Below are 16,219 nucleotides of genomic sequence, written 5' to 3' on the forward strand. Positions count from 1 at the left end.
ATATACGTTGGGTTTCCGGTCGTTTGCGGATGTACGGTAAATCAAACCCTCACTTGTTGGAACAACGAACCCGTTGCGCAGTGTGACAATTCAGTTTACCATTCCAACTCCAGATTTTTATCCCTTACGCCATCTGCCGGTTCTCCGCAAACTGCCGACGGATGACCTCCTGCACGGAAACGCCCTCGATCTTGGATTCCAGCCAGCTGGGGATGTCGAGGTAGGTGAAGGGACGGGTCTCGAATGGCTTCTTCGCAACCTCGTCGAGCCGTGCTTTTAGCTCAATAAATTCGTCGCGCAGGTCTTCCTCCCGGATCCGGGGAATGCGCCGCAGGAAGCGGAAGATGATCTGCTGGATCTCCTGCAGATGCTCCACTTTGGAAAGGAAGCGGTAAACGCTTTTCACCTGGTACTCGACCAGCTGCACGTTGCCCATCTCGAAGTGGCAGATCAGGCTCAGGATACGGGCGTAGGCCTGGATGTCGGAGCGGTAGTTGGGGCTGCGTTGATTGATGATCAGGTTGAGGTAATCGATGGCCGTATCGTTGTCTCCGGCGCCGAAGTAAAGGCAGGCGATGCGATAATAGAAGACCATATGCCGGTGGTCGTCCCAGTTATAGCGGTTGTCCTCGATTACTTCCATGATCTGGGGCACCAGTCCGAGGCCTTCGCTGAAGGTGCCCTCCATGTAATGGCGGCGGATCTGGTGATCGAACTGGTAGAGGTGGTAAAGTCCGGCGACGTTCACATTGTTGGTCAGGTCGAACTGGTGTGGAAAAAGATCGAGTTTGTGCAGTTCGGCGATGAATTTGTCGTATCGCCACATGTTAAACAGGGTGGCCAGGTGGTTATGCAGCCCCTTCAGATAAAGTGGGGCATTGGCCTCGATCATTTTCGGGTTCTCACGGAAGAGGTCGACCCAGCGCAGGGTATAGCGGTAGCACAGGGCGTATTCCTGGCGGATCAGGTGCATCCAGGTGTAGCTCTGGCAGTAGTAGATTTTGCCCCAGAAGTCCAGGTCTTCAAAGTCGGTGCCCGGCAGGTTATCGTGGAAGAACTTGCCCACCGCGGTGTATTCTTCCTCACTGCTTACCAGTCCGTCGGTGAGGTAGAGTCCGTACAGCCGCAGCGACAGGTTACTGAAGGCGTTGGTGGCGTCGATCTTGTGGGTGAGCACCTCGCACTCGCGGCTGAGCTGTTCGGCCCGGCCCTCCAAACTGCGGGTGATGTACTGGCCCTCGATCAGTTTCTCAAACTGCGCCGTTTCCAGGGCAATGGTGTGGGATTCGAGCTCGGTGGCCCGTTTTTTCGTCTTGTCTAGAATGTCGAGCGCCTGCCGGTAGAGGCCTTTATTGTAAAGGATGCGGGCGTAATCGAGGTTCTCCCGCAGGGTGATCTCGTCGTCTTTATTGCGGTTCAGCAGGCGGAGGCTGGTCAGCAGTTGTTTGTAGAGGTGCGCCTTGAGGTTGCTCAGCTGCGACTTTTTTATACCTTCGATCCGCTTAAGCAGGTATGCCTCGTCGTATTCGCCGGTGCGCTCGAGGATGTCGAAGAGCTGAAGGAAGAGGATTTCCGAGTTTGACTGCTGGTTGCGCTTGACGAAAAGGCGGAAGTGACGCTTCTCGGCGCGGTTCAGGGAAGCTACTAGTTTCAGTAAGTCGTCGGTCTTCTGCTTAGGCATTGTATAAACTGTTTCAGTAAGTTACTGTAGGCCAGGGTATTGCAGAACAATCGCTCGGGCACCCACGTAACATTACGGTAGATTAAGTAAGGTCGCAGACCCCCGTTTCCGCCGGGGAAGCGTTATTTTTATGAGATCGACTACTTTCTGTTAGAATAGCCCTAAAGATATAATAAGCCCAATCAACTGCCCCGACTCAGGTATGAATACGAACCAAGTACATATTTTCGACACCACCCTGCGCGACGGCGAGCAGGTCCCCGGCTGCAAGCTGGACACCAAACAGAAGGTCATCATCGCCAAACAGCTCGAACTGCTCGGGGTCGACGTGATTGAGGCCGGTTTCCCCGTCTCCAGCCCCGGCGATTTCAAATCCGTAGTTGAGATCGGCAAGACCGTCAAGGACGTGGTCGTCTGCGGCCTCACCCGCGCGGTCATGAACGACATCGACGTAGCTGCCGAAGCACTCAAATCCGCCGCCCGCCCGCGCATCCATACCGGTATCGGCGTCAGCGACAGCCACATCCAGTACAAACTGCGCACCACGCCCGACAAGATCATCGAGCGGGCCGTAGCGGCCGTGAAGCACGCCAAGACTTACGTGGAAGATGTGGAATTCTACGCCGAAGATGCCGGCCGCGCCGACAATGAATTCCTGGCCCGCGTCATCCAGGCCGTGGTCGACGCCGGGGCTACCGTGCTGAATATCCCCGACACCACCGGTTATTGCCTCCCGCAGGAATACGGCGAGAAGATCGCTTACCTCCGCGACAACGTCAACGGCATCCACAACTGCATTCTGAGTACCCACTGCCACAATGACCTCGGACTGGCTACCGCCAATTCCATTGCCGGTGCCCAGAATGGAGCCCGCCAGATCGAGTGCACCATCAACGGCATCGGTGAGCGCGCCGGCAATACCTCGCTGGAGGAAGTCGTTATGATCATGCGGCAGCACCCCGCCCTCGGCCTGTACACCAACGTCAACTCGAAACTGCTCCTCGAAACCAGCCACATGGTCAGCGAGAGCATGGGCATGATGGTACAACCCAACAAGGCCATTGTCGGCGACAACGCATTCGCCCACAGCTCCGGCATCCACCAGGACGGCGTGATCAAGCGGCGCGATACCTACGAGATCATCGACCCCGCGGAAGTGGGCGTGGACCAGTCAAAAATTGTGCTGACCGCCCGCAGCGGTCGCGCGGCCCTGGCCTACCGCTTCAAGAACCTCGGCTACAACCTCACCAAAGTTCAACTCGACGAGGTATACCAGGAGTTTCTAAGTATCGCCGACGCGAAGAAGGAAGTGGAAGACTCCGACCTCGAGCAACTGATGAAAGGCGTCGCGGCCTGACCTAATCCTCCAGCCTGGTAAGCGGGGCGGAGCCCAAGCACAAAGCCTGCTGGCAGATTAGCCAGTACATGCGGGTGCCGGGTACGGCCCGTAAAGCAAAGTAAGTTGGTACGGGTAACCGTGCGGATCGGGTAGTTCCCTATATTTGGTAGGACCCCCATGAAGCACATCGTTCCTTTCAGCCTGATCCTCACCCTGGCCCTGCTCTTGCAGGGGTGTTACGGCATGCTCCCCTCGGATGGGGGCGGTCAGATCGCCTACACTGCCCGGCAGCGGTATGTGAGACCGGCGGACGTGTGGTTGCCGGAGGGGTACCGGATCGAGGTTGTGGCATCCGGCCTGACCTTCCCAACGGACCTGACCTTTGATGAGGAGGGCATTCCCCACGTTGTTGAATCCGGTTACGCCTACGGAGAGATCTTCCTGCAGCCCAAACTCCTGCGCCTCGATCCTTCGGGCGACACATCGGTCATCTACGCCGGCACCGACAACGGGCCCTGGAACGGGGTAACCTTCTCCGGTGGCCACTTTTATATCGCGGAAGGAGGTCAGCTACGTGGGGGCAAAATCCTGAAAGTCGGAAAAGACGGTACCGCGGAGACGCTGGTCTCGGGCCTACCCAGTTATGGCGACCACCACACCAATGGCCCGGTGGTGCGGGATGGCTACGTCTATTTCGGACAGGGCACCGCAACCAACTCCGCCGTAGTGGGGGTGGACAACGCCGATTACGGCTGGCTGAATCGTTACCGGGATTTCCACGACATCCCCTGTGAGGACATCACCGTTCGGGCCTACAATTACACCACTGATAATGTACTGACCGAAGCAACCGGCGATCAGGCGGTCACCGGGCCATACTCGCCCTACAACCAGGCCGTTACCCCCGGCGAACTCATCCGGGGCAGTGTGCCCTGCAACGGAGCCGTCATGCGCTTGCCGCAGGAGGGTGGGGCGCTGGAGGTAGTCGCCTGGGGGCTGCGTAACCCCTACGGGATGGCCTTCTCGCCGGCCGGCGAGCTCTTCGTTACCGACAATATGTACGACGTGCGGGGCAGTCGGCCCCTATGGGGCACCGGCGATCTCCTGTGGAAAATAGAAAGTGGAAAGTGGTACGGCTGGCCGGACTACTACAAGGGAATACCCGTTGCCGCCCTCGAATTTCCCGGAAAGAACAAACCACAACGCGTACTGGCCCAGGATCCCGGAGAGCCGCCGCGCCCCGTTGCCGGATTCGGCGTGCATTCTTCCGCCACCGGGATGGACTTTGCACACAGCGACGCTTTTGGTTTTGGCGGACAGGCCTTCGTCGCCCTGTTTGGCGACCTGGCTCCCGTGGTGGGCAAAGCGCTTTCCCCGGTGGGTTATCAGGTGGTACGCGTGGATCCGGAGACTGGCATCGTGGAGCCTTTCGCGGTGAACCGCGGAGACGAAAACGCCCCGGCGAGCCGGCTGAGGACGGGTGGCCTGGAACGACCGATCGCCGTCACTTTCGGTCCGAACGACGACGCGCTCTACGTAGTCGACTTCGGCATCGTGACCACGGATAAACGGCGCGGCGCCAAGCCGCGGTTGAAGACCGGAGTGGTATGGAAAATAAGCAAGGAGCCATGAACCGTCTGGCCATCACAACCGGCTGCCTGATCCTCATCGTAGCCTACCTGTTCACCGGCTGCACGGTGCCGCGCACCCGGCCCCTGGCCGAGGTGGTCGAAATGCCGACGGAGGACCTCCAGGCCGGGCGGATAATGTTCAACAACAAATGCGGTTCCTGCCACCCGGGAGGCCGTTCTGCTGTCGGGCCCTCAATTATTAACAAGCCCCTGCCAAAATTCCTGGTCCGCTGGCAAATCCGTCACGGTGCCGGGGTTATGCCGGCCTTCGACGAAGCCGTACTGACCGATGAGGAGGTGGCACAAATTGCTGACTACGTAGCCTACCTGCGCAAGCAAGCCAAGCGGTCGGAATCGGAAAGCTGACCCCGCACCCGGCAACGAAATCACGGCGGTACCGACCCGCACGGCCCCTTGTCAGTATATCGGACACGCGGCGCGCCGCCCTCATGCCCTGTATGCGATAGGGTCACGGATCGTAAGAGCAGCTGACGGGGTCCGCGAGTGGCCAAGCCGGTAATTATCAAGAAACCGGTCCGCGCGGCGGCGAAACCGTCGGAGTGGCCTTGCTTGTTATCTTTGCCCCACAAAGCAAAAATCGTCATGCCCACCCTCTTCGATAAAGTCTGGGACGCCCACGTAGTTACTTCGGTACCCGGCGGCGCGCAGGTCCTTTATATAGACAAACACCTCATTCACGAAGTGACCAGTCCGCAGGCCTTCAACGGATTGCGGCAGCGGGGCATCCCGATCTTTCGCCGCGACCGCATCGTGGCAACCGCCGACCACAACGTGCCGACCAAAGACCAGGACAAGCCCATCGCCGAGCCCCTGAGCCGCAAGCAGGTCAACATGCTGACCACCAACTGCGAAGAGTTCGGCGTGGAATTATACGGACTGGGCCACCCCTACCAGGGGATCGTGCACGTGATCGGACCCGAACTCGGCATCACCCGCCCGGGCATCACCATGGTCTGCGGCGACAGCCACACCAGTACCCACGGGGCCTTCGGGGCCATTGCGTTCGGCATCGGGACCAGTCAGGTAGAACAGGTCATGGCCACCCAGTGCGTACTTATGGAAAAGCCGAAAAAGATGCGCATCAGCGTCGACGGCGATTTGCAGCCCGGCGTGACTGCCAAAGACATCATCCTGTACATCATCTCCCAACTGGGTACCGGCGGGGGCACGGGCCATTTTGTCGAGTACGCCGGAACGGCCATCCAGCGCCTGAGCATGGAAGGGCGGATGACGATCTGTAACATGAGCATTGAAATGGGCGCGCGCGGCGGCCTAATCTCACCGGATGAAACCACCTTCGCCTACATGCAAGGCCGCGAATTTGCCCCCCAGGGAGCCGAATGGGACGCCGCAGTGAAATACTGGCGCACCCTGCCCACCGACGCCGATGCCGTATTCGACGCCGAGTACCATTTCCGCGCCGAAGACATCCCGCCGATGATCACCTACGGCACCAATCCCGGCATGGGTATGGGCGTCACCGAACGGATCCCCACTGAAAGTGAAATTCACGGTCAGGCTACGCTCAAGAAATCCATGGAATACATGGGCCTGGAACTCGGCAACAAGATGGAAGGTATGCCCATCGACTATGTCTTTATCGGCTCCTGTACGAATAGCCGGGTGGAAGACCTGCGCCTCGCCGCCGGACTGATCAAAGGCAAAAAAATCCACGAAAACGTTACGGGTATCGTGGTGCCCGGCTCGCAGCAGGTGGCGCGACAGGCCATCGCCGAGGGATTGGATCGTGTCTTCACCGACGCCGGATTTGAGTTCCGCGGCGCGGGCTGCTCGGCCTGTCTGGGCATGAACGAAGACAAGATCCCCGCGGGCCGCTACTGCGTATCCACCTCCAACCGCAACTTCGAGGGCCGCCAGGGCCCGGGCGCGCGAACCATACTGGCGAGCCCGCTTACTGCAGCGGCTGCGGCGGTGAGTGGCCGGATTGTGGACGTTCGGGAGTTGCATTGATGTACCATTTACCAATGGCAAAATTCAATTTACAATTCGGGTGGTGGCCGGTGAATGATTAAACACAATTTGTTTGTTTTATGGTGCCGCCTTACTTTGGAGCTCCACTTAGATATTTTTATGTCACCCGATACGCTAGAGAAAAGGCTGCTGCAATTCGCCGTTCGGTGTTCGCATCTCCGTCGGGCTTTGCCTACCGATGAATATTACGATGCACGTCACGTTGCCGATCAACTACTAAGGGCGACCACCCACCCTGCGTTTCATTATCCGGAAGCCAGGTCTGCCGAATCGAAGCGAGATTTTCTCCATAAGATCAAAGTGCTACTGAAGGAATTGCGCGAAGCCCAGGCGGAATTGCGGTACATCTACCACATGCAATACTTGGAAAACTGGAAGATCGAGCCGCTGATGGACGAAGCCTCCCAACTCGTGGCGATCTTCGTTGCCACTACCCGCAAACTAACCGAGAAAAACAGGGCGGCCTGACTATTATGGACCATGCGACTTATTGGCGCCTGTCCGGCAAGTCACTGATCAACTGCCGGCCCCCCAAATTGAAAATTGCACATTGGTAATGGCAAATTGTAAATCCTAACCTGCACCTCGACACCATTGAAGCCAGGCTCCAACAGCATAAACCAGACGCGCTAACGATTACCTACCTTGCGCCAACCGGCAAGTCACTGATCAACTGCCGGCCCCCAAATTGTAAATGGTACATGGCAAATTGTAAATTGTAACACAGCATGCAACCCTTCAAGAAACTAACCTCCACCGCCGTTCCCCTGCCCATCGAGGACGTGGATACGGATCAGATCATCCCCGCGCGTTTCCTCAAGGCGACTACCCGGGAAGGTTTCGGGGAGAACCTGTTCCGTGACTGGCGCTACGACAAGTTGAATCATCCCCGGGAGGACTTCGTCCTGAACAGCCCGACCTACGCGGGAGAGATCCTGGTGGCCGGGGCCAATTTCGGTTGCGGATCGAGCCGCGAGCACGCCGCCTGGGCGATATACGATTACGGCTTCAAGGCGGTAGTGTCCAGTTACTTTGCGGATATTTTCAAGGGCAATGCGCTCAACAACGGGCTGCTACCGGTGACCGTAAACCCGCAGGTGCTCGACGAGATCTTCCGGACCATTGAGGCCAATCCGGCGGCCCGCTTTACCATTAACCTGGAAGAACAGACCTTCACCAACGAAGAAACGGGTACCTCTACCCACTTCGACATCGACGAATACAAAAAAACCTGTTTGATCAACGGTTACGACGACATCGACTTCCTGCTCAGCCAACGGGAAAAGATCGAAGCCTTTGAAGCCCAGCGGGAAGAACATTAGACCAACAGTTACGTGAGCAACTTCAATATTGCCGTCCTGGACGGCGACGGGATCGGCCCCGAAGTCATTGCCGAAGCCATCAAGGTTCTCGACGTTATCGGCGAGAAATTCAATCACCGGTTCAACTACACCTACGCACCCGTCGGGGCCGTGGCCATTGACCAGACCGGCAACCCCCTGCCCGACGAAACCCTGCAGTTGTGCAAGCAGTCGGATGCCCTGCTCTTCGGTGCCATCGGCCATCCGCGCTTCGACAACGACCCCTCCGCCAAGGTGCGTCCGGAACAGGGACTGCTGAAACTCCGCAAGGAACTCGGTCTTTACGCCAACTTGCGTCCCGTAGCCGGTTATGATGAGCTCGTGGACCTCAGTCCGCTGCGTCCCGAGCGCATCCGTGGCGTTGATATGCTCATCGTACGGGAGCTCACCGGAGGGATCTACTTCGGGGAAAAGGGCCGCAAGGACGACGGGAACACCGCCTACGATACCTGCACCTATACCCGCCTGGAGATCGAACGCATCGTACGTATGGGCTTCAACGAGGCCCGCGCGCGGCGCGGAAAGCTCACGCTGGTCGACAAGGCCAACGTGATGGAGACCAGCCGCCTGTGGCGGGAGATCACCCGGGAACTGGCAAAAGAAAACGAGGACGTGGAGCTTAATTTCATGTTCGTGGACAACGCGGCCATGCAGCTGATCCTGAATCCGGCCCAGTTCGACGTCATTGTAACCAGCAATATGTTCGGCGACATTCTCTCCGACGCCTCCAGCGTACTCGCTGGCTCCCTGGGCCTGTTACCATCCAGCAGCGTGGGCTCTACCGTCGGTATGTTTGAACCCATTCACGGCTCCTGGCCGGAGGGAGCGGGACAGGACCGCGCCAACCCCGTGGCCGCTATCCTCTCCGCGGGCATGATGCTTGACCACCTGGAACTCCGCGAGGAGGCCAACGCCCTGCGGATGGCCGTCAACCGCACCCTGGCCCAGGGCGTCGGTACCGAAGACCTGCGGCCCACTGAGCAATTGGGTACCCGCGCCTTTGGCGACCGGATCGCTGCGGCGGTCTAGTTGGAAGCGGGCACGACGGAACCCATTGCTGTCCGCCCAAAAAATCCGAAAGTTCTAATTTTCAGGTACCCTGCAATATTAACTGCAGGTGTGCCAGGTGGTGGTCGCCGTGCCAGGCATAATGCGCGGCCAGGGTATCGAGGTGGTAGGTGATCCCGCTGCCCGGGTGGTAGGCGGTGCGCGACCACTGTTCGTCCGTACACTGGGCGAGCAGTACGGCCCAGCGCAGGTGCAGGCCCCGCAGGATGTCGACGCTGGCCTGTACGGGAACAGCCAGCACGTCAGGGAATTCCGCCCAGGCCTGCTGATCGTAGGGCACTAGGGTGGGGTGCTCTTCGAGTAGTGTTACCTTATGCCGCCGGTAGCCGTGCAGGTGGCTGTCGGCCAGGTGGTGGATCACCTGTTGAGCCGTCCACCCGCCGGGGCGGTAGGGGGTGTCGAGGAGTTTGCGGTCGTGCAGATCCCGGGCCAGGCGTTCCAGCTGTTCGGGCAGGGCACCAATGCGTTTTACGGCGTCCAGTCTGGCGGCGGCGTTGCCGGTTTCGGGGGCCTTCGGTCGGCCTATGGGGTATTGCAGGTCTTCCATTGGGGGAGGATTTGGGCGGGTTCGCCGGTGCAAGGTAACGGAAGGACCGCGGAGCCCGTCGGTTACGCTCCCTAATTCACCTCGGCGGTGCGGATAACCTGTACGATCTCTTCCATCAGGTCGCGTTTCTTGCGGCCGGGAGCGTACACGAAGCCGTCCACCAGGACGAGTTCGTTATTGGTAGTGTCGTTGAGCAGGTAGGAGACGAAGGGGCCGGCCAGGAAATCGTTCTCGATCTCCCAGATCCCGCGTCCTTCAATGGCGAAGGCCCCGTTTAGCCGAGTGGCTTCCGTGAAGAGTGGAAGGTCTTCGTCGTTGATGCGCATGTAAGTGTTCGGGGTGGTGGAGCTCACGTATTCCTTGCCGATGCGGTCGCGGATCTCCTTCAGCCCTTCCTTCGATAGCTGTGATTCGTTCTCGTAGGGGGTTTTGGTCAACATGATGTTCATGCTGGCGCCCTGGACCTCCCGGCGCAGCCAGACCACCTCGTCGGTGTCGAGGGGCACGCGGGTATAGCCGCCGGGGATGTCGATGGAGGTGCCGAGTAGGTCCCGGATCGTGTCGCCCAGCCTGCGGTTGACCCCCTGGAAGTAGGTCGTTACTTTCAGGCGCTCGTCTTCCCCTTCCTGTAGCCGCTTGACCACGCCGGGGTAGGCTTTGCTCAGTCCGGTGAGCAGCTTGTCATGGGAAGTGCCTACGACGTAGATCAACTGCTGACCAGTGGCCCACTTGTTTTTGGCTACCGCCGTGCCGTAGCCTTCCTCGCGGATCTGCTGCAGCTTTTCGTTGTTCAGGTCCTGCATAACCATTTGGGTGGTCGGGCTATCGGTGTCGCTGAGGTCGGCCAACACCACGTAATTGCGCAGTTGCCCCCAGGTGGGTTCGGCTTCCACCCGCTCGGGCTCAATGAAGCGCACGTCAAAGATGGGCTCGGGCTGCGGCAGGAGGATGTACGGCGCTTCGAAGAAATAGGCCACCGAGTCGCCCACGCCCGCTTCCCACGTACTGCTGTCGGCGATCACCACCAGGCTGTTGATCTGACCGAAGGCCGAAGGAGTCGGCTGCAGGGTGCGCTGCACGTCTTCGGTGCAGGCGGTGAGTGCGAACAGGAAAACGAGGCAAAGGGGAAAAAAACGGAAAAGGCGCTGGCTCATTGATTCGTGGTTGTATCCTTGGAACAGATGTTGCCGCGCGGGGTTTTGACGGGTGCCGGCCGGCGAAAAGTGGCCTACAACTCCAGATCGTTGATGGCCTGCCACACCAAACCGGCCTCGTAGCCCCGCTTTACCGCGTAATCGGCCAGCTTGCGCCGCCGCAGGTAGGGGTGCTGCCCGGGCTTTTCGATGCCGTTACGCCGCTCGAGCTCCCGGCACAGGGTATCGTAGTATTCCGCCTCGTCGATCTCGGTCATCGCTTTCTTGATGCAGTAGGCGCTGATCTGTCGCTGCTTGAGCTCGTTGCGGATGCGGTAGCGCCCCCAGCGTTTCATCTTGAACTTGCCCCGGGCGTAGGAGCGGGCGAATCTTTCCTCATCGAGGTACTTGTCGCGGATCAGTTCCACGATGATTTCCTCGGCTGGGTCGCCGCCGTATCCCAACTCATAGAGTTTCTCCCGGGCTTCCTTGTGGCAGCGATCCTGGTAGGCACAGTAGTGCTGCAGCGCCTCGAGGGCCTGTTCTGCCGTGTACACCACCTTCTTTTCCGGGAAAGACAATATGAAACGATTTGTGGTAAAAGTACGGAAAGTTTTTCAATCCTCACCCGGTGCTGGGGCGTCCTCCGGACAAGTTCCTATTCCTAGCCGGGCAGCCGGGGCTGTCCTATCTTTGCCCGCCAACATCAGCTATCAACATGGACATTCGTCAACTTTGGGATGACTACGAGCCCCTACTTCTGCAGATCGGCCTTACGGTTCTGGCCGCCGTATTCCTCCTGGTCGTTGGCTTCTGGCTTATCAACTGGCTGGCTGCCCAGGTCAGTCACCTCATGCAGAAGCGGAATATGGACGTCAGCGTTTCGAGCTTTCTGACCAACTTCCTGAAGATTGGACTGAAGGTCCTACTCTTGCTCTCCATCGCCGGCATGTTCGGGGTCGAGACCACCTCCTTCATTGCCATCCTTTCCGCCCTCTCCCTGGCGGTGGGCCTCGCACTGCAGGGCAACCTCGGTCACTTCGCGAGTGGCATCCTGCTGCTCACCTTCCGCCCGTTCAAGGTGGGCGACGTGATCGCCACCAACGGCTTCACCGCCACGGTCAAGGAGATCCAGGTTTTCCATACCATCCTGAACGCCGTCGATAACCGGCTGATCATCATCCCCAACGGTAAGGTGATGGGCAGCGCCATCGAAAACTATACCGCCCAGGGGGTGCGGCGTCTCGACCTGACTTTCGGGATCGGCTACGGCGACGACATCGACAAGGCCCGCGCCGTCATTACCTCAGTGGTGGAGGGTACGCCGGGTATCCTGCTCGACCGCGGCATCGATATCTTCGTTCGCACGCTCAACGACAGCAGTGTCGACCTAGCCTGCCGCGCGTGGGCGGAAAACGCCAATTACTGGGCCGCCCTGATCTACCTCAACGAGCACGTCAAGAAGGCGTTCGACCGCGAAGGCATCAGCATCCCATTCCCGCAGCGCGACGTACACATCAAACACGCCGAGGTGCTCAGCTAAGCTTCATTTAAAGTACTTCAGCCGCCGTACTTCCTCATCCGTCAGGTAGCGGTAGAAGCCCCGGGGCAGTGCCTTTTTGGTCAGTCCGGCCAGGTACGTACGGTCCAGTTTCTCCACGGTATAGCCCAGGTGCTCGAAGGCCCGACGGACGATGCGGTTGCGGCCGCTGTGGATCTGGAGGCTCACGGTAAGCGGGTCGTTCTCCCGCGCGTAGCGGGCCCAGTCGGCCTGGAAGGGGCCGTCGTCCAGTTCGAATCCGGCCGACAGCTGCGCCAGATCCAAAGTGCTGAAGGGCTTGTCGAGGGTAGCCTCATAGATCTTGGCCGTCTCGAAGCGCGGGTGCGTGAGCCGGGTGGTGACGTCGCCGTCGTTGGTGATCAGCAACAGGCCGGTGGTGTCGCGGTCCAGTCGGCCGACGGGAAACAGGCGCATGCCTTTCAGGGCCGGTTCGTCTAGGAGGTCCATCACCGTGGTGCGGTCGTGCTCGTCGTTGGTGGTGGTGATCACGTTGCGCGGCTTGTTGAGCAGCAGGTATACGAAGCGCTCAGAAGGGGCCACTACCTCGCCGTTGTATTCCACCACGTCGCCCTCCCGGATCTGGTAGGCCGGATTGTCGAGTACCTCCCCGTTGACCTTCACCTTGCCCGCCTTCACCATATCTCCGGCCGTGCGCCGACTGGCCACGCCCGCGTGAGCGATGTATTTGTTGAGGCGCATGCCAATGATGTCGGCGGCGGGCCGGTCGAGGCCCGGCGGCTGACCGGAATTACGGGCCTGGGAGCGTTGGAAGCGGCGGGGAGTTTTCATAAAGGCGGGTTGTAAATAGGACCGTAAAAGCACAAATATCCGCCTAATTGCGGTAGGCTACCCGCGGAGCCAAGGTGGCAAGGATCGATCTACCGCGCACTGAGGCGAACCGTCGGCACGGGGCCGTGGTTGGAAGTACATGTTTCACACCATGAATTCCCCCCAGGACCTCGACGCGGCCCTCCAGGCCAGCCACGAGCAACCCATCGTCATCTTCAAGCACAGCAACAATTGCCCCTTCAGCGCCCGCGCCCAGGAGCAGGTGGCCAATTCCAAGCACGATCTCGAGATCTACGGCATCGTGGTGCAGTACGCCAAGGAGCTCTCGACCGCCATTGCCGACCGCCTGGAAGTGAAGCACGCCAGCCCGCAGGCCATCGTGGTGAAGGACGGCAAGGCCGCCGCCCATTACTGGCGCTCGGAAATACAGGAAGAGACGCTTAAGGAAAAGGTCGCCAGTTTCGGCGAGGCCTCGTGATCGCGCCTTCCGAACTCATCCTGCGGCCCCGTGGGTCGGTCTATCACCTCGATTTACTCCCCGGCCAGGTGGCCGAGACCATCATTACGGTCGGTGATCCCGAGCGGGTAGGGGAGGTGAGCCGCCGCTTCGACCGCGTAGAACTGCGCGTCGAGGCCCGGGAATTCGTCACCCATACAGGCGATCTCAACGGCAAGCGACTTTCCGTGGTGTCCACCGGTATCGGCACCGATAACGTGGACATCGTGATCAACGAGCTCGATGCCCTCTTCAACATTGACCTGCACCGCCGGGAGGTGGTCGCCGAACCCGTTGCCCTCACCTTCCTGCGCCTGGGCACCAGCGGTTCCTTTCAGCCCGATATACCCCTGGATACCGTGGTGCTTTCGAGCGCCGGACTTTCCCTCGACGGACTGCTGCCCTTTTATCCCTCTATCCCGGTCGATGAATCCCTGGCTACGGCCCTGACGACGCACCTCTCACAAGACGGCCAAGCCCTGCCGGTTCCACCAGTTATGGTCCGACCCCAACTGCCCGATTTTCTGGCCTCGCTCGACCCGGCGCGCCTTACTGCCGGGATCACGCTTACCGCCGCCGGCTTTTATGCCCCGCAGGGCCGCGTGCTCCGTTTGCCGACCGCCTTGACACCCACCTTGCTGGAAGCCCTGCGCAAATTCCGTCAGGAAGACCTGCGCATCACCAACATCGAGATGGAGACCGCCGGCATCTACGCCCTGGCCTCGGCCCTTGGGCATCGTTCGGCCTCCCTTTCGGCCCTGCTCGCCAACCGTGCACTGGGTACTTTCAGCCGGCAACCCGCTACTACGGTAGACCGGCTCATCGATTACGGACTATTCCTCCTTACGGATCGGTAGGGTCTCGCTAATGCGGTCCAGGTAAAGCTCGGTGGTGGCTTCCCGCTCCTGGTACATGGGTGCGAATCGCACGTCCCACTCCATTTCCTGGTGGGTGTAACTCGTGTGGATGCTTACCTGCTGGGCAAAGGTGCGGTCGTACCCCTCGATCGCGACCATCAGTTCGGAATGCCGGTCCCGGTAATCCTCCGGCGTCCAGCCGGCCAGCGGACTGTCTTCCGTGATGGGGTGCACGATGGTCCAGTTCAGGGGAAACAGCGGCACGAAATCGCGTTCCAGTTCCAGGGGGTGGAATCTGCGTCTCAGTTCCCCATTGCCTACCTCCAGCCACGTGAGCACCACGCGGGCGCGCAGGTTGATGAGGTTGGTATCGCGCTTGTTGGCCAACCGGAACTGCAGGCTGCGCATTCCTTCCCCGTAGGGTGCCACGATGGCGCGGTCGGAGAAGATCACCAGCCGTGAGGGCCGCGAAAAACGGGCGAAGAAAAGACCGGTTACGAGCGCCAGAGCTACCCAGCCGAAGAGCGCAAGTACTGCCGCCAGGGCATTGGACTCCAGGGTGGTGGGGGCCAGCACGCCGTACCCAACGGTGGTGAAGGTCTGAATGCTGAAGTAGAAACACTGCAGGAAATTCTCCAGCTCCGACTGCCCTACTGACGCCCCGTTAAGCTGTTCGGTACCGATCAGGTAAAAGCCTAGCGCGAAGATCAAATTACAGAGCACGTACATCGACAGCGTGACCCCGATAAAGCGTGGCCAGCTCATCTCCACCAGGTTCTGGTAGGGAGCGAAAATGGAGTTGCCCCGCCGGACGACGTTGAAGCTGCCGTCGTTCTGGATCAGGCGCGTACCGGGCTTGCGGGCCACCTTGTCGCCCAGCCCCAGGTCGCTCTCCGAGTTCTTGTCCTGCCCGTCGGAACGAAAAAAATGCTCCCCCAACTCTGAAATTTTCATCACCTGCAAGATAATCCCGACCGTTGAATCTTCGGGCGGCGGCGCGCGGGTACCGCATAGATTCGGAAAAGGCCAGGTGCGGTCATTTTATACCAGTGGATAAAACCCTTAAAACTTGGGAAACTTAAAAACTATTCAAAGTTTCCCCCGTTCTTTGCGGTGTGAATACGACCTCCAAAGAACACCTTAAGCTCGTGGGTGCCGCCCGCGACCTCTTCATGCGCATCGGTATCCGCAGCGTAAGCATGGACGATATCGCACGGGAATTGGGCATCTCAAAGAAGACGCTGTACCAGACCGTTCCGAACAAGGAGGAGTTGGTGCAACTCGTCCTGCGCGTCGAAATTGAGGAGGACGTACGCATGCTGGAGCGCAACCGCGTGGAGTCAACCGACGCCATCGAGGAGTTGCTGCGCAACAGCCGCTACTTCGTCCGCCAGATGCGTAAGGTATCGCCCACTACGATGCACGACCTGCGCAAGTACTATCCCGAGATATTCCACAACCAGGTGGAAGCCCACCAGCACCATTTCCTCCACCAGGTGGAGGAGAACCTGCGCCGGGGCAAGGCCGAAGGGCTTTACCGGGAAGACATCGACCCCGAGGTGATCGCCAACCTGTACGTGGGCATGACCATGATGGTAGTCGACCGCGGCATCTTCCCTGCCCAGGATCGCCCCCTTTCCGATATCCTCTGGCAACACTCCACCTACCACTTCTTCGGCATCGTTAACCAGGCCGGCCGCGACCGCCTCAATGACTACCTCCAGGAAGAGGAGCTCTGCTAAT

At 59.4% G+C, this 16,219-nt stretch carries 17 protein-coding genes; 11 read left to right on the forward strand and 6 right to left on the reverse strand.

Annotated elements, in window-relative coordinates; genetic code table 11:
• Nucleotides 1–124: 124 nt before the first annotated feature.
• Nucleotides 125–1,681 (reverse strand): hypothetical protein, encoded by a 1,557-nt coding sequence (locus E4021_RS09730; RefSeq protein ID WP_136458851.1) that lies wholly within the window; start codon nucleotides 1,679–1,681, stop codon nucleotides 125–127.
• A 202-nt stretch (nucleotides 1,682–1,883) separates the two neighbouring features.
• Here E4021_RS09730 and E4021_RS09735 point away from each other — a divergent pair, with 202 nt between their 5' ends.
• The 7 genes from E4021_RS09735 to leuB all read left to right on the forward strand — a co-directional run bounded on the left by E4021_RS09735 (nucleotide 1,884) and on the right by leuB (nucleotide 9,054).
• Nucleotides 1,884–3,038 carry a 2-isopropylmalate synthase gene (locus tag E4021_RS09735; protein WP_136458853.1) on the forward strand — a complete coding sequence of 385 codons (1,155 nt, stop codon included), beginning with the start codon at nucleotides 1,884–1,886 and terminating at the stop codon, nucleotides 3,036–3,038.
• 159 nt (nucleotides 3,039–3,197) lie between these two features.
• Nucleotides 3,198–4,652 (forward strand): PQQ-dependent sugar dehydrogenase, encoded by a 1,455-nt coding sequence (locus tag E4021_RS09740; RefSeq protein ID WP_136458855.1) that lies wholly within the window; start codon nucleotides 3,198–3,200, stop codon nucleotides 4,650–4,652.
• Entirely contained in the window at nucleotides 4,628–5,017 is a 390-nt protein-coding gene (locus tag E4021_RS09745) for a c-type cytochrome (RefSeq protein ID WP_136458857.1), read from the forward strand. Before E4021_RS09740 ends, E4021_RS09745 begins: the two co-directional genes overlap by 25 nt.
• 237 nt (nucleotides 5,018–5,254) lie before the next feature.
• Complete coding sequence (gene leuC / locus E4021_RS09750) at nucleotides 5,255–6,643, forward strand: 3-isopropylmalate dehydratase large subunit (protein ID WP_136458859.1); 1,389 nt, start codon at nucleotides 5,255–5,257, stop codon at nucleotides 6,641–6,643.
• A 120-nt stretch (nucleotides 6,644–6,763) separates the two neighbouring features.
• Nucleotides 6,764–7,132, forward strand: coding sequence for a four helix bundle protein (locus tag E4021_RS09755; protein ID WP_168797546.1), 369 nt, complete (start codon nucleotides 6,764–6,766; stop codon nucleotides 7,130–7,132).
• A gap of 260 nt (nucleotides 7,133–7,392) precedes the next feature.
• The gene (gene leuD / locus E4021_RS09760; protein ID WP_136458863.1) at nucleotides 7,393–7,986 is read left to right on the forward strand and encodes a 3-isopropylmalate dehydratase small subunit; all 594 of its coding nucleotides are present in this window, start codon (nucleotides 7,393–7,395) and stop codon (nucleotides 7,984–7,986) included.
• 12 nt (nucleotides 7,987–7,998) lie between these two features.
• Nucleotides 7,999–9,054 carry a 3-isopropylmalate dehydrogenase gene (gene leuB, locus E4021_RS09765; protein WP_136458865.1) on the forward strand — a complete coding sequence of 352 codons (1,056 nt, stop codon included), beginning with the start codon at nucleotides 7,999–8,001 and terminating at the stop codon, nucleotides 9,052–9,054.
• A gap of 61 nt (nucleotides 9,055–9,115) precedes the next feature.
• Here the strand turns inward: leuB and E4021_RS09770 are convergent, their stop codons facing one another.
• The 3 genes from E4021_RS09770 to E4021_RS09780 form a co-directional block, all read right to left on the reverse strand.
• Complete coding sequence (locus tag E4021_RS09770) at nucleotides 9,116–9,640, reverse strand: YfiT family bacillithiol transferase (protein ID WP_136458867.1); 525 nt, start codon at nucleotides 9,638–9,640, stop codon at nucleotides 9,116–9,118.
• A 71-nt stretch (nucleotides 9,641–9,711) separates the two neighbouring features.
• Nucleotides 9,712–10,794: a DUF4837 family protein gene (locus tag E4021_RS09775; protein ID WP_136458869.1), complete on the reverse strand. Its 1,083-nt coding sequence runs from the start codon at nucleotides 10,792–10,794 to the stop codon at nucleotides 9,712–9,714.
• Between the two features lie 74 nt (nucleotides 10,795–10,868).
• Nucleotides 10,869–11,354 carry a regulatory protein RecX gene (locus E4021_RS09780; protein WP_136458871.1) on the reverse strand — a complete coding sequence of 162 codons (486 nt, stop codon included), beginning with the start codon at nucleotides 11,352–11,354 and terminating at the stop codon, nucleotides 10,869–10,871.
• 137 nt (nucleotides 11,355–11,491) lie between these two features.
• Between E4021_RS09780 and E4021_RS09785 the strand changes: the two genes are divergently transcribed.
• Complete coding sequence (locus tag E4021_RS09785; protein ID WP_246050266.1) at nucleotides 11,492–12,316, forward strand: mechanosensitive ion channel family protein; 825 nt, start codon at nucleotides 11,492–11,494, stop codon at nucleotides 12,314–12,316.
• A gap of 3 nt (nucleotides 12,317–12,319) precedes the next feature.
• Here the strand turns inward: E4021_RS09785 and E4021_RS09790 are convergent, their stop codons facing one another.
• A complete protein-coding gene (locus tag E4021_RS09790) occupies nucleotides 12,320–13,123 on the reverse strand; it encodes a pseudouridine synthase (protein ID WP_136458873.1) in 804 nt (267 codons plus the stop codon).
• Between the two features lie 151 nt (nucleotides 13,124–13,274).
• Here E4021_RS09790 and ytxJ point away from each other — a divergent pair, with 151 nt between their 5' ends.
• On the forward strand, nucleotides 13,275–13,601 hold the full coding sequence (ytxJ, locus tag E4021_RS09795) for a bacillithiol system redox-active protein YtxJ (RefSeq protein WP_168797547.1): 327 nt from the start codon (nucleotides 13,275–13,277) through the stop codon (nucleotides 13,599–13,601).
• Entirely contained in the window at nucleotides 13,598–14,476 is an 879-nt protein-coding gene (locus E4021_RS09800) for a nucleoside phosphorylase (RefSeq protein WP_136458877.1), read from the forward strand. Before ytxJ ends, E4021_RS09800 begins: the two co-directional genes overlap by 4 nt.
• On the opposite strand, the gene E4021_RS09805 is transcribed toward E4021_RS09800, so the two are convergent.
• Nucleotides 14,453–15,430 (reverse strand): ion channel, encoded by a 978-nt coding sequence (locus E4021_RS09805; protein ID WP_136458879.1) that lies wholly within the window; start codon nucleotides 15,428–15,430, stop codon nucleotides 14,453–14,455. The genes E4021_RS09800 and E4021_RS09805 overlap by 24 nt on opposite strands.
• 161 nt (nucleotides 15,431–15,591) lie before the next feature.
• On the opposite strand from E4021_RS09805, the gene E4021_RS09810 reads away from it, so the two are divergent.
• Nucleotides 15,592–16,218 (forward strand): TetR/AcrR family transcriptional regulator, encoded by a 627-nt coding sequence (locus E4021_RS09810; RefSeq protein ID WP_136458881.1) that lies wholly within the window; start codon nucleotides 15,592–15,594, stop codon nucleotides 16,216–16,218.
• Nucleotide 16,219: the final 1 nt, after the last annotated feature.

Source organism: Neolewinella litorea (assembly GCF_004803465.1).
GTDB lineage: Bacteria > Bacteroidota > Bacteroidia > Chitinophagales > Saprospiraceae > Neolewinella > Neolewinella litorea.